The organism is Jeotgalibacillus sp. R-1-5s-1 (assembly GCF_004405105.1).
GTDB lineage: Bacteria > Bacillota > Bacilli > Bacillales > Jeotgalibacillaceae > Jeotgalibacillus.
In genome coordinates, this window is record NZ_SORW01000022.1 from 72,086 (window position 1) to 85,337 (window position 13,252).

The 13,252-nt window shown below is 44.1% G+C and carries 10 protein-coding genes; 4 read left to right on the forward strand and 6 right to left on the reverse strand.

Features of this window, described 5'->3' with window-relative positions; translation table 11 throughout:
• Window positions 1-76 precede the first annotated feature (76 nt).
• On the reverse strand, window positions 77-1,360 hold the full coding sequence (locus E2491_RS09360; protein WP_134375414.1) for a sugar ABC transporter substrate-binding protein: 1,284 nt from the start codon (window positions 1,358-1,360) through the stop codon (window positions 77-79).
• Between the two features lie 334 nt (window positions 1,361-1,694).
• On the opposite strand from E2491_RS09360, the gene E2491_RS09365 reads away from it, so the two are divergent.
• From E2491_RS09365 to E2491_RS09380, 4 genes are all read left to right on the forward strand, one after another.
• Window positions 1,695-3,452 (forward strand): glycoside hydrolase family 13 protein, encoded by a 1,758-nt coding sequence (locus E2491_RS09365; RefSeq protein WP_134375258.1) that lies wholly within the window; start codon window positions 1,695-1,697, stop codon window positions 3,450-3,452.
• A gap of 124 nt (window positions 3,453-3,576) precedes the next feature.
• Window positions 3,577-4,920: an MATE family efflux transporter gene (locus E2491_RS09370; RefSeq protein WP_134375260.1), complete on the forward strand. Its 1,344-nt coding sequence runs from the start codon at window positions 3,577-3,579 to the stop codon at window positions 4,918-4,920.
• A gap of 196 nt (window positions 4,921-5,116) precedes the next feature.
• Entirely contained in the window at window positions 5,117-5,458 is a 342-nt protein-coding gene (locus E2491_RS09375) for a P-II family nitrogen regulator (protein ID WP_134375262.1), read from the forward strand.
• A gap of 27 nt (window positions 5,459-5,485) precedes the next feature.
• Entirely contained in the window at window positions 5,486-6,865 is a 1,380-nt protein-coding gene (locus E2491_RS09380; RefSeq protein WP_134375264.1) for an ammonium transporter, read from the forward strand.
• Window positions 6,866-7,425: 560 nt separating this feature from the next.
• Here E2491_RS09380 and E2491_RS09385 read toward each other — a convergent pair.
• From E2491_RS09385 to E2491_RS09405, 5 genes are all read right to left on the reverse strand, one after another.
• Window positions 7,426-8,253: a phytoene/squalene synthase family protein gene (locus E2491_RS09385; protein ID WP_134375266.1), complete on the reverse strand. Its 828-nt coding sequence runs from the start codon at window positions 8,251-8,253 to the stop codon at window positions 7,426-7,428.
• Complete coding sequence (locus E2491_RS09390; RefSeq protein ID WP_134375268.1) at window positions 8,231-9,712, reverse strand: phytoene desaturase family protein; 1,482 nt, start codon at window positions 9,710-9,712, stop codon at window positions 8,231-8,233. The genes E2491_RS09385 and E2491_RS09390 overlap by 23 nt, the downstream gene beginning before the upstream one ends.
• Entirely contained in the window at window positions 9,709-11,220 is a 1,512-nt protein-coding gene (locus tag E2491_RS09395; RefSeq protein WP_134375270.1) for a phytoene desaturase family protein, read from the reverse strand. Before E2491_RS09395 ends, E2491_RS09390 begins: the two co-directional genes overlap by 4 nt.
• Window positions 11,221-11,388: 168 nt before the next feature.
• Window positions 11,389-11,760 carry a YisL family protein gene (locus E2491_RS09400; RefSeq protein WP_134375272.1) on the reverse strand — a complete coding sequence of 124 codons (372 nt, stop codon included), beginning with the start codon at window positions 11,758-11,760 and terminating at the stop codon, window positions 11,389-11,391.
• 521 nt (window positions 11,761-12,281) lie between these two features.
• Window positions 12,282-13,190, reverse strand: coding sequence for a fumarylacetoacetate hydrolase family protein (locus tag E2491_RS09405; RefSeq protein WP_134375274.1), 909 nt, complete (start codon window positions 13,188-13,190; stop codon window positions 12,282-12,284).
• Window positions 13,191-13,252: the final 62 nt, after the last annotated feature.

A 13,252-nucleotide genomic window follows, 5' to 3' on the forward strand; every position in this document is an offset into this window, starting at 1 on the left:
CAGAGAACAATATCTCTATAAAGTGAGTGGATAGAAGGAGGGAATCCTTCTATCCACCATCGTCATGAATGTGAAATTACTGTTGTGCAGCAGCGATATTATCCTGGATCTGCTGTACAGCTTCGTCTAATACTTCCTGTACATCATCACCTTGTGCGATGAACAGTAGTGCGTTATTAATTGGCTCCCAAACCTGCTGCATTTCCGGAGCAGATGGCATTGGCGTTCCGAACTGGATCTGCTCAGCAAATGGAGCGATCAGTTCATTAGAAGTTACAGCTTCTCCTTCAAGTGCTGCCTGGTTCGCTGGAAGCTCCCCTGCATTTTCGAAGTAGAAAGTTGAATTCTCTTCATTTGTAAGCCAGATAGCAAGATCAGTTGCAGCATCTTTGTTTTCTGAGTACTCAGAAACCATCCATGATTTTACACCTACGAATGAAGTTGCGTTGTTTCCGTCAACCGTTGGAAGGATTGCTGTTCCAAGGCTGTCACCAAGTGCTTCAGAGTAAGCAGGAATGTTCCAAGGACCAGTGATTGCAACACCGACTTTACCGTCAGAGAATAGACCGTTCATGATGTCAGGGTTGATTTCAACCGGGATGTATCCATTTTCGTACCAAGACTGGATAAGCTCTCCTCCAGCTACAGCACCTTCGTTGTTAAGACCGATATCCGTTACGTCATAAGATCCGCCTTCGTTGTTGAATACATATGCGCCATTAGCGCCGAAGAATGGATATGAGAAATAGAAGTTTGCAGCTTCCATTAGGAAACCGTATGTTTCAGAAGCCTGATCCGTCTGTTCTTCAGCAATTGCCATCAGGTCATCCATTGTTGCAGGTGCTTCAGGTACAAGGTCTTTGTTATAGAATGTTGCATAAGTTTCTACTACTAGTGGAGCTCCATAAGTTTCTCCATCATATGTGATTGCTTCAATTGCTGTTTCTGAATAGTCGCCCTCAGCTTCACCAAGATCGATTGGTGCAGCAAGTCCCTGAAGAACGATGTTTCCGATTCTGTCATGCGGCTGGAAGAAAAGGTCAGGACCGTTACCGGCAGGGCCGTCAAGGTTAAGCGCTTCCACCTGATCAAGCATGTTCATAGGTGTCGCTTCGATTGCAATTCCAGTTTCTTCTGTGTAACGAGCGAATAATTCATCAAGCGCAGCTCTTTGCTCTTCGCTGTCATTCACCCATACTTTTAGTGATTCCGGCTGATCAGAAGTTGCTTCTTCTCCATCTCCGGATGCATTTGAGTCCCCATCGCCTGAACCTGCTGATTCTTCACGTTCAGGTGCACAAGCTGCCAGTACGCCGATTAAAAGCAGTACCATGGCAAAAATCGAAATATACTTTTTCAACATTGACCCCTCCTAAAGGTTGTTTTTTCTTGAGCTTGTACAAACGTTTGCACACTATCTCTAAAAAAAGAGCGATTAAAAATATAACCGCTTACATTTTGTTGTGAAAACGATTGCACAACCTACTTTTATTATAATCAAGTTTTTACATATTACAATAGAAAAAATGCATTTTTTTATTTTTTGTTATTTTCCCGTCAAGAGTTGCCAACAGTCATTGACTTTAATTCGTCTTTCGAATAAGGTTGTAAGCAATTATTCTATTAACGCTGCAGTCGGTCTTTTCTTTACTACATAAATACCTGGCTGTAACTATGAAGGAGTTGTATTTATTATGATTAAATCCGGAATTCACCACCGGGCAGACCGGTCACAGGCATATGCCATTTCATCTGAAGAACTGCATATCAAAATTAAAACAGCCAGAAATGATATTACTTCTGTCTCTCTCGTCCTCGGCGATCCTTACGACTGGACAGATGGTACATGGAACTTTCAGAACGAACCGATGGAATTTGCAGGTTCGGATCAGGTCTACGATTATTGGGAAGCGTCTATTAAGCCCGAGTACAGAAGACTTCGCTACGGTTTCAAGCTGACGGATAAAAAAGAAAGCGCCTTCCTGGGTGAAAAAGGATTCCATCCGGAACCACCCGAGGACATTGGCGAGTACTTCTGTTTCCCTTACATTAATAAAGCTGACCTGTTTCAGGCACCTGATTGGGTAAAAGATACGGTCTGGTATCAAATCTTCCCTGAACGCTTCGGTAACGGTGATCCTTCACTTGACCTTCCTGGAACGATGCCATGGGGAAGTCAGGACCCGGAGAGAGATTCATTGTTTGGAGGAGATCTTCAAGGTGTCATTGATCACCTTGACTACCTTCAGGATTTAGGAATCTCGGGGATTTATTTCACACCTATCTTCAAGGCTAGCTCTAATCATAAATATGATACGATTGATTATTTTGAAATAGACGAACAGTTTGGAACAAAAGAAACGTTTAAACAGCTAATCGACGAATGTAAAAAACGAGGAATCCGCGTTATGCTTGATGCTGTTTTTAATCATAGCGGATACTTCTTCCCTCCGTTTCAGGACGTGCTGGAAAAAGGTGAACAATCACGTTATAAGGACTGGTTCCACCTTTGGGATTTCCCGGTTCAGACTGATCCTGCGCCAAACTATGACACGTTTGCCTTCACCCATATGATGCCAAAGCTGAACACCGAGCATCCTGAAGTGAAAAACTATCTGCTGGAAGCGGGCCGCTACTGGGCTCGTGAATTTGATATTGACGGCTGGCGGCTTGATGTTGCCAACGAAGTTGATCAGGCATTCTGGAGAGAATTCCGGGCAGAAGTAAAGAAAATCAATCCTGATCTCTACATTCTCGGTGAGATCTGGCACGATTCAATCCCATGGTTAAAAGGCGATCAGTTTGATGCGGTGATGAATTATCCGTTTACAACAAACATTCTTCAGCTTTTTGCTAAACAGGAAATCAGTGTGGAAGAGTTCGTAGATAATATGACGAAAGTTCAGCAGATGTATCCTTCACCTGTAAATGATGTGACGTTTAACTTGATCGGCAGTCATGACACACCAAGGATTTTAACTGAATGCGGAGACGACAAAGAAAAGCTGAAGCAGATTTTCACTGTTCTTCTCACGTATTATGGTACACCGTGTATTTATTATGGTGATGAAATCGGTTTAACCGGAGGACAGGATCCGGGCTGCAGAAAGTGTATGGAGTGGGATGCTGAGAAACAGGATACTGAACTTTTCGATACTGTAAAACAGCTAATTATGCTGCGTAAAGAAGAACCTCTGCTTGCCAACCGTGGAGATTTCACCTTCTTCCCGTCGGATGTGAGTAGTAAATCACTTATCTATAAGCGTTCAGGTGACGGTGAAACCATCATTGTAGCCATCAACACAAGCAGTAAAAAAGACAGCTTCAAACTCCCTTACACAATCGGAAAGCAGCAGGTCACTAACCTGCTGACCGGTGATCGTCATAAATGGAAAAAAGGGAAAATAAAATTAAAAGCAAATGATGTGCTGATCCTTAAAGTTCATTCATAAACAGATGCCTTTCAAATTGAGGGTGTGACAACTCCTATACGGATTTGGTCCACCCTCTTTTTCCTGCCTTACGATTATTGCCAGACAGTTGAGAACAACCGTCAGGAAAGGAGCCTCATACACCATGAGTAAACAGGCTAAAAAATTGACTCTCTTTGCACTTACCTGGCCTATTTTTATAGAAATTTCCCTGCATATGCTGATGGGGAATGCAGACACGCTTATGCTAAGCCAGTATTCGGATGACAGTGTAGCAGCAGTCGGTGTGGCGAACCAGATTCTTTCTTTAATCATTGTCATGTTCGGATTTGTTGCTACAGGAACGTCTATACTCGTCGCTCAGTACCTTGGTGCTAAAAAAGATAGAAGCGCTGCAGAAATTGCGGTGATTTCAATCGTGGCTAACCTGATCTTCGGACTTGTGCTGAGTTTGGCCATTGTTATCCTGGATCAGCAATTATTAAGACTGCTCGACATTCCGGCCGAACTGCTTCCGGAAGCAACCGTCTACCTTCAGATTGTCGGCGGATTATCATTTATTCAATCGGTCATCATGACAATCGGCGCGGTTTTAAGAAGCTACAGTTTCACAAAAGATGCAATGTACGTTACGCTCGGGATGAACATCCTGAATGTTGCAGGTAATTACCTCGTGATTTTCGGTCCATTCGGCTTTCCGGTTCTTGGTGTTGAAGGTGTAGCCTACTCAACCGCGATCAGCCGGATCATTGGATTATGCGCTGTTTTCTATCTTTTATTGAGAAGAACAAAATACAGCCTGCCATTCAGACAGCTATTCTCCCTTCCAGCCGGACATTTAAAAAACTTACTTAAGATCGGAATTCCGTCTGCAGGAGAACACTTATCTTACAACGCTTCACAGCTTGTCATCACCGCATTTATTGCAGCAATGGGGACTGAAGCACTGACGACAAAAGTGTATACACAAAACCTGATGATGTTTATTTTCCTTTTTGCAGTTGCCATTGGTCAGGGCAGTCAGATCCTGATCGGACATATGGTTGGGGCCGGTAAATTCGAAGAGGCATATAAAAGATGTATCAAAAGTCTCAGACTTGCTATTTTAATATCTCTGCTCATGGCCGTGATTTTTGCTATTTTCTCAAGAAACCTCCTTGGGATCTTCACTTCGAATGAAGATATTTTAGCGCTTGGATCCATCCTTATTTTCCTGACCATCATTCTTGAACCGGGAAGAAGCTTCAATCTTGTTGTCATCAATGCACTCAGAGCAGCGGGAGATGTCAAATTCCCTGTATACATCGGCATTTTATCCATGTGGGGAATTTCTGTTTTCTTCGCTTATCTGCTCGGCGTTGTATTCGAGCTCGGCCTCATCGGGATTTGGATCGCCTTTTCACTTGATGAATGGATTCGTGGAATCATCATGCTGAAGCGATGGAAAAAAAGAGGCTGGATGAAAAAAAGTTTTGTTAAACCTGCTTAATATTCTGAAAATAATAATGCGCTTACATGGTTGCAATGGAAGGATTCGTTACACACGAATCCTTTTTCTTATGTTATAAAAACTAACATGATAATCGTTTTTTTCTAAAAAACACTTGCATTCTGTTAGTTTTCTGAATATTATTATATCTATAAGTTATCAAATGTTAGAAAACCTAACATAAGGAGTGGTCATTTTGAAGAAGATTGAAGCAATCGTTCGACCTGAAGTGTTTCAGGAACTCCGAGAAAAACTCGTCCATATCGGAATTGGGGGCCTGACCGTATTTGAAGCAGCAGGCTGCGGGAACCAGAAAGGAAAGCGCGGAGCATTCAGAGGAACTTCCTATGAGCTTCCCCTCGTTTCCCGGATAAAAGTTGAAATGGTAACAGAAGAACACCGTGTAGATGAAATTGTTGGCGCCATCCTTGAAGCCTGCGGAACCGGTCAGGTTGGAGACGGAAAAATCTTTATTTCTCCTATCGAAGAAGTGATCAGAATTCGCAGTGGCGAAAGAGGAAAACAGGCTGTTTTATAACCAGACTAAATTTGGAGGTGCTTCACGATGAAAAAGAAAATTTTATCTGTAACAGCAATTGGGAGTTTGTTTACGACAAGCGCGTTTGCAGCACCTGTGACTGCTGAAAGTGTACAATTTTCATTAGATACGATGTGGGTCATGATCGCTGCAATCTTAGTATTTTTTATGCATGCAGGATTTGCAATGGTGGAATCCGGCTTTACCCGGGCTAAAAACACATTAAACATTCTGATGAAAAATATTCTGACGATCTCGATCGGTTCAGTCCTTTACTTTTTAGTCGGTTACGGCATTATGTTCGGAAATACAAACGGATTTTTCGGCACAAGCGGGTTTGCCTTATCCGGTGTTGAAGACGTTGGGTTCTTCTTATTCCAGGCTGTGTTCGCAGCTACCTGCGCAACGATCATTTCCGGTGCTGTTGCTGAACGCATGAAGCTGAGCAGCTACCTGATTCTTACCGTTCTCATGACCGGCGCTATCTATCCGGTTGTCGGACACTGGGTATGGGGAGGCGGATGGATCTCTGAACTTGGATTCGTAGACTTCGCCGGATCAACAGTGGTTCACTTAACCGGAGCTGTTGGTGCATTGTTCGCCGTTCTGTTCCTCGGTTCACGTATTGGAAAATATGAAGGCAAAAAAGTCAATGCGATTCCGGGTCATAGCATTCCATTAGGCGCACTTGGCGTCTTCATCCTGTGGTTCGGATGGTTCGGATTCAATGGAGGGAGCTCACTGGCAGCTGACCCGACACTTGTACCAATCGTAATTTCGACTACCCTGCTTTCTGCGTCTGCAGGTGTGATTTCTTCAGCTCTTTATTCACGGATCCGTTTCAAAAAAATTGACCCTTCAATCACATTGAACGGAGCACTCGGTGGTCTTGTAGGGATCACAGCAGGAACAGCAAACGTATCACTTGCTGGTGCGATTGTAATTGGTCTAGTTGCAGGTGTGATCCTCGTTGAAGGCATACGTTTTATCGACGTTGTTCTTCGTGCAGACGATCCTGTAGGTGCAATTGCCGTCCACGGAATCTGCGGTATCTGGGGAACACTTGCCGTCGGACTTTTTGACACAGCAAACGGACTGTTTTATGGAGGAGGAGCCGGATTACTGGGCGTTCAGTCGATCGGTGTCGGCGCAGTCATCCTCTGGACCGGCCTTGCGGTAAGTGCTGTCGTATTCGCCATGAAATCACTCGGTGGTATCCGCGTTACACGCGAAGAGGAGCTTGCAGGTCTTGACTACTCCGAGCACGGTTCAAATGCTTACGAGTTTAAAGAATCTCTTATGTCATCAAGCTCTCCACAAACAGCTAACGCAACAGGTAACCTCGTTGAACGTCTCAATCAGCTTGGCACAACGGTTAAGCAGCCCGAAACAAGAAAAACAGTATAATTATAAAAAGCAGAATGTGTGGGGGCACATTCTGCTTTTTGCTGTTTTAGATTAACATCTCATCAGTTTTATAAACAACGTGAAAGTAAACACTTTGAGTGCCGGGTCATTCCGGAGACTCCTGCGGCAGTGAAGCGACAGGTGAGACAGCGAATCGCAGAGCGCTAGCTGGCTTACCGCGCGGCCTCCAGAAAAGCGGAGGCGGGCGTTTAGGGACGTACAAACTGGACCGACCTCGACGAAGATAAAGGAAACACGGTGAACGAAGTTAGCCGATGTTGACTTATCGAACGAGAGGACGGGAAGTTTGCTAGTCCCTGCCCGCCGGAGCTAGACATCAGGAAAAGCGGAGGCGACTCGTCCAGCCACGACAAGCATAAGGCGAAGATGAAAAGAGGGCTGATCTTTGCCCTCGTTCATCTTTGACTTATGACCTCGAGGGGCTAGTCGCCAGAGCTAGACAAAGGAAAGCGAAGGAATGGCCTGGTACGGTTTTAGAGAAGCCCAAATAAAATACCTCAGCACCTAAGCGCTGAGGTATTTTTACCTACCTTAATAATCTATGATGATAGCAACCTGTCCTTCTCTCTCGAAGACACATAGTTTTTAACCGAAAACACATTATAATCATTTTTCCGTATTTCATCGAGGATCGCACGGTATAGTACAGCCGCACCTTTTACAGGCGGCCTGCTGTAAACCGGGTAAAGGTGCATCTTCTCCATCGCAGCATCATAATGCTGCTCCGCGAGTCCGGCAAGCTCTTCCCAAACAGCGTTAAACTGTTCCCCGCCAATACGCTCATATAATCGTTCCTCTGAATATTGATGACGGCTCATGACGTCCTTAGGCAAGTATACACGGTTGCGCTCCAGATCCTCACCAATATCTCTTAAAATGTTCGTAATTTGCATCGCATATCCAAGCTGGACCGCACTTTCCCTTAACTCTTTTTCGTTGTCAGGGGCTAGCACAGGCAGCAGCATCAACCCTACTGTACTGGCTACGTGATACGAATAATCCAGCACATCATCAATGGTTCTGTAATCCCTGTGAGCTAGGTCCATTTTCTGCCCCTTCACCATATCCTGAAAAGCCTGGACATTCATATCATATTTTGAAAATACATCAGCGAGGGCGACCCACCTGGCATTTGAAGAATCAATCTGCCCATTCAGGAAGTTTGAAAACTCCTGCTCAAAGACCCTTAACTCTTCTTCCGGGAATTCACTTTCATCCACGATGTCGTCAACCGTTCGGCAAAAGCCGTAAATGGCCCACACAGCTCTCCTCTGATCGCCGGGAAGCAGAGAAAATGCACGATGAAATGTTTTGGAATGCTCTTTTATAATGTTCTCACATTCTTTATACGCTTTCGTCAGTTCCATGCTTGATCTCATCCTTTCCGTGAACCATTTTTTCAATCCCATCCGCTAATAGCTTTGCTCCCTGCATCACGATCGGCACACCGCCACCCGGATGCACAGACGCTCCTACAGCAAATACATTTTTTAATTCCGGGTACGGCTGAAACTGAGGCCTGAATGGACCCGACTGGAACAGAGTAGGTGCAATACCAAAGCTTCCGCCTGCATACAACCCTTCCATCTTTGCTTCCTCCGGTGTTCTGATATCCAGCCAATTCAGCCGTTCTTTTAAATCCGTAAATCCCTGTGTCTCCATCCGGCTCAATACTTGTTTTGCAAGCCTGTCCTTTTCCTTCGTCCAGTCAATTGTATCTCCTGATGGAACGGGGATGAGTACATAGAGAACGCTCTCGCCTTCAGGTGCCAGATTGGCATCAATAATCGAAGGGTTGAAGACATAATAAGACGGATCTTCCGGAATCCTCTGTTCTTTAAATATCTGGTTCATATTACGTTCAAAGTTCTCACCCATATAAAACTGGTGTATCTTCTTTTCGACATAACGCCCCTTAATTCCTGCATATAAAAGCATACAACCTGAAGATGGCTGATATTGACGCCCCTGCTGTCTGACGAGCTTTTCCGCAATTGGAAAGTCACCATTTAATACTACAGCATCTGTTTTTTCAAAAATGCCGTTATATTTAATGCCCGAAGCCTTTCCGCCTTCAATGACAACCTCTTCGATTTTTGCTTTTTTGACGATGCGAACACCACGCTTATCCATTGCACGCTCAAGGACGTCAACAAGACTCGCATAACCGCCTTTCACATAGTAAATACCGTGCTCATGCTCACTGTAGGAAACGAGTGAGTAAATACCCGGCGTTGCAAACGGATTGCCTCCTATATATAAGGTCTGGAGTGCATATGCCGTTTTCAGACGGTCGTCAGTAAAATACGCCTGAAGCTGTTTTGATACTGAGCGGAATGCTTTCAGTTTTCTCAGTGAGTTAAGGGTCGCTGGCTGAATGGTCTGCCAGCGCGTAAGAAAGGACTGCTCCAGAAAACGGGGTTTCCCCTCGTTAAATCTGTAAGTCATATCAGCCATAAACTCTTTAAAACCGGCTTCCTCTCCAGGAAACACCCTGCTGATCTCAGCCATCTGTTTGTCTTTATCTCGATATTTCGTGTAGGTTGTTCCATCTGCGAAATGAATATCGTACAGTGGATCGCATTCAATCAATTCATAGTCATTTTCATGAACGCCCGCTTCCTTTAAAATGCCCTTCAGCATGTCGGGTAGCAGAACAATCGTCGGTCCCTTATCTATTTTAGTGTTACCGTGATGATGAAAAGCCAACCGGCCCCCTAACACAGCTTCCTTTTCAAAAAGCGTAACGTTAAATCCTTTTACAGACAAAAGTAACGCGGACATCATCCCGCCTATTCCGCCACCTATGATTGATATGTTTTTCATACAGCACCATCCGCCACAGGCGCATGCTGCTTTCTTTCCTGTGTAAGTAAGTTTGTCGTAATTCTTGCTGACTCGAGTATGGTTGGCAGGCCGCTTCCCGGATGGGTTCCCCCACCGACAAGCCATGTGTTACCGAGCTCCTCAAATTTGTTGTGCGGACGCAGCGTCATCATCTGGCTCAGCTGATGGCCTAAGCTGAATGTTGCCCCTTTATAAACATTAAAGTCCATTTCCCAATTGATTGGACTGATGATTCTTTCTGTTTCAATATGATCACGTAACCCTTTAAAGCCTGTCTTCTTCTCAACTGAATCAAGCACAAGATCACGGAACGTATCCTGATGCTGTTCCCAGTCCAGCTTACTCATGTTATTCGGGACCGGCGCGAGAATATAAATGGCTGATTTCCCTTCCGGCGCGAGTGTAGGGTCCGTTACTGATGCGTTTTGAATGTAGATCGAAGGATCATCAGACATGACGTAATCCTGCATAATCTCATCCACGTTCTTTTTATAATCCTCAGCAAAAGAAATCGTATGGTGAGGCAAGTCATATGTTTGATCAACACCTAAATAAATCATAAAAGTAGAGCAGGAATATTTTTTAGCCTCAAGCTTTTTAGGGCTGAATTTTTTTAATTTACCTTCGTCAACGAGATTCGTCATCACGTGCGCAAAATCCCCATTAATGACCACATCATCTGCTTCCACTTCTTTACCGGACTCAAGAATAAGACCCGTTACATTATTCTGATTATCAAGAAGCAGCTTTTTCACACCACTGTTCAGGTGAATGCGTGCACCATGTTCTTCAGCCACCTTCGCCATCGCCTTTGACAGCTGATTCACACCTCCAATCGGGTGGAAAATGCCGTATTCATGCTCCATAAAGGACAGGATGGAAAATGCGCCTGGACATTCCCACGGCGACATCCCAAGATATTTAGCCTGGAAAGTAAAGCCGAGCTTCAGCTGTTCATGCTCAAAATATTTACTCAATACATCGTACAGGCTTTTACCGAGAGACAGCTCCGGCAATGCCTTCAGCACCTTTAGCGTCAGGTAATCTGAATAGCGGTCCATTTTGCTTTGAAGAATCGGACGGAGCGCATCCATTTTCTTACGGGTATCATTCATAAATGCATCATAACCCTTTTCATCCCCGGGAAAGAAATGACGGATCTGTTCCTTCATTTTCTCGGGATCACGATACATTTTCACCTGTTTATCAGGAAATACGAGCTCGTACATCATGTCCAGCTCCTTAAGATCCACATAATCGTGCAGATCCCTCCCTGCCTCCTGAAATAGCTCTTCAGCTATCTCCGGCATACTTAAAAATGTCGGACCTACATCAAATGTAAAACCGTTTTGTGTAAAAGAACTGTTTCTCCCTCCTACAAACGGGTGTTTTTCATAAACATCTACTTCATATCCCTTTGAAGCAAGCAGCATAGCTGCCGCGAGACCCCCCGGTCCTGCTCCGATCACAGCGATTGAGCGGCTCATATTTTTGCCTCCATTTCTAACGAACATTTTGTGTACATAAATTATACATATGTTATACAGATAGTTGATGTTATTAGTATACACACGTGTCGGGTTGAAAACAATTCTGAATGCAGGCCTTCAGGAAGTTAACAAATATACAGAAAAAAGCCGCTAAATAAGCGACTTTTACATTAAAAAGTTGAATCCTAATGGCAGGCTGAATCCAAAGTAAAGCGTCACTAAAAGCGCAACGGCAAATAGAATCCACATTACTTTTGTCGGCTTCTGCTTTTTTGTTCGTACAAGGATCATTTCCATGAATCCAATCACAAGGATTCCCATCAGAAACTTGACGCCGTAAAGGGCAGCATCGAACTGTGAGTTCAGGAAGAATAACCATGCGCCTGTGAAAACGATCAGAATGTAAAGCAGACGTAGAATCATATGTACAATTTTAGCGCCTTTTGCATTGGCTCCTTTGTAGAGTGCTAATGCAACGAAAAAGAGAATAATACCTAATACCCACGTTGTAATGTGTAAATGTGTATTGTCGAGCATCCCAAAACCTCCTGATACATAATAGTGAACTATCTCTATGCTACCATATTCCCTTTTCGTTTTGCTCAGAAACATTGACAGGATTTTGACTAATATTTTTGAGGGGATTATTTTGAACCGGTCAGGGGACATCATGTGTTTGATTGTAAAACCGGGCCGCAGACACCCTGTGCTTTCCGTGGCCGGGCGGTGAGCCAGCTAATGCTCCGCATTACGCTGTCTCACCTGTCGCTTCTCTATCGCAGGAGTCTTCGGATGTCTCAGCCCCCTCAATAAAGTTTTAGAATGCAATTAACAATTGCCGTTGTTACATGGGTTCCAGGCAGTGTTGTTAAATAAAGCCTTAAAGTTGCTAAATAATCGAAAAGAGTGGTTAAATACTGCGAAAGAGTTGTCAAATAACCTTGAAAAGTTGTTAAATAACCACAAAAAGTGGTCAAATAAAAGCGCTTACCCTCTCAGATATACTTATCATTACCCAAAAAACAGACACCCCATCATAGAGTGTCTGTTTTTATTTATTATTCGCCGATTTCGTTTGTTAATGTTCCGATACCCTGGACGGAAACTTTGACAACATCGCCCTGTTTAAGGAATTTAGGAGGGTTGAAGCCTTTTCCTACTCCTGCAGGTGTTCCTGTTGCGATGACGTCTCCAGGCTCGAGTGTCATGCCTCTTGAAAGAGTGGAGATGATGTTTTCGACCGAGAAGATCATGTCTGACGTGTTTCCGTCCTGACGGATTTCGTCGTTAACTTTTGTGACGATGCTCAGTTTGTTTGGATTTGGAATTTCATCCTTTGATACAAGGAATGGTCCCATCGGGCATGTTTCATCCAGGCTTTTGCCAAGGAAGAATTGTTTATGTTTTTTCTGCAGGTCTCGGGCTGTTACGTCGTTTACAATGGTGTAGCCGAATACGTAATCAATGGCCTGCTTTTCAGGAATGTTTTTGCCTCTTTTGCCGATCACGATCGCTAATTCGCCTTCGTAATCCAGCTCGTTCGTCAATTCCTCATAGGAAGGAATAAGACTGCTGTCGCCTGTGATGGATGTTGATGCCTTTGTGAAGACCACAAGATCCTCCGGCAGATCGCTTTCCGATCCCATTTCAAGTACATGATCACGGTAGTTTTTACCGATACACATAACGTTTTTCGGGGTGCGCGGCACAGGCGCTTCCCATACGAGGTCATCAAATTTCACTTTATAGCGGGAAACATGGTCGCTTTCTTCTGCTGCACGTATGCATTTTCTCACTGTTTCCTGCAGTTCCATTCCGCTTTGAATACCTTCTAAAAGAGTTGCAGGCACCTGTTCGTTTGGCAGCAGTTCTTTATGAATGCGGACAATATTCCAGGCAGCTTCCTCTCGCTTTACTTTCACTCCGTAGAGCAGTTTGTCTTCAAAACGGAAAGATAAAAATTTCATTTGGTGTACACTCCTTAAAAGTCTGAATTGTTCTTCTATTATACATGCTTTCTATTATACTG

What these genes read in the sequence shown, in the direction of transcription:
- E2491_RS09380 (WP_134375264.1), top strand. Translation starts at nt 5,486, where the DNA reads ATGAAAAAGAAAATTTTATCTGTAACAGCAATTGGGAGTTTGTTTACG.
- E2491_RS09395 (WP_134375270.1), bottom strand. Translation starts at nt 11,220, where the DNA reads ATGAGCCGCTCAATCGCTGTGATCGGAGCAGGACCGGGGGGTCTCGCG.
- E2491_RS09400 (WP_134375272.1), bottom strand. Translation starts at nt 11,760, where the DNA reads ATGCTCGACAATACACATTTACACATTACAACGTGGGTATTAGGTATT.
- E2491_RS09365 (WP_134375258.1), top strand. Translation starts at nt 1,695, where the DNA reads ATGATTAAATCCGGAATTCACCACCGGGCAGACCGGTCACAGGCATAT.
- E2491_RS09370 (WP_134375260.1), top strand. Translation starts at nt 3,577, where the DNA reads ATGAGTAAACAGGCTAAAAAATTGACTCTCTTTGCACTTACCTGGCCT.
- E2491_RS09390 (WP_134375268.1), bottom strand. Translation starts at nt 9,712, where the DNA reads ATGAAAAACATATCAATCATAGGTGGCGGAATAGGCGGGATGATGTCC.
- E2491_RS09405 (WP_134375274.1), bottom strand. Translation starts at nt 13,190, where the DNA reads ATGAAATTTTTATCTTTCCGTTTTGAAGACAAACTGCTCTACGGAGTG.
- E2491_RS09385 (WP_134375266.1), bottom strand. Translation starts at nt 8,253, where the DNA reads ATGGAACTGACGAAAGCGTATAAAGAATGTGAGAACATTATAAAAGAG.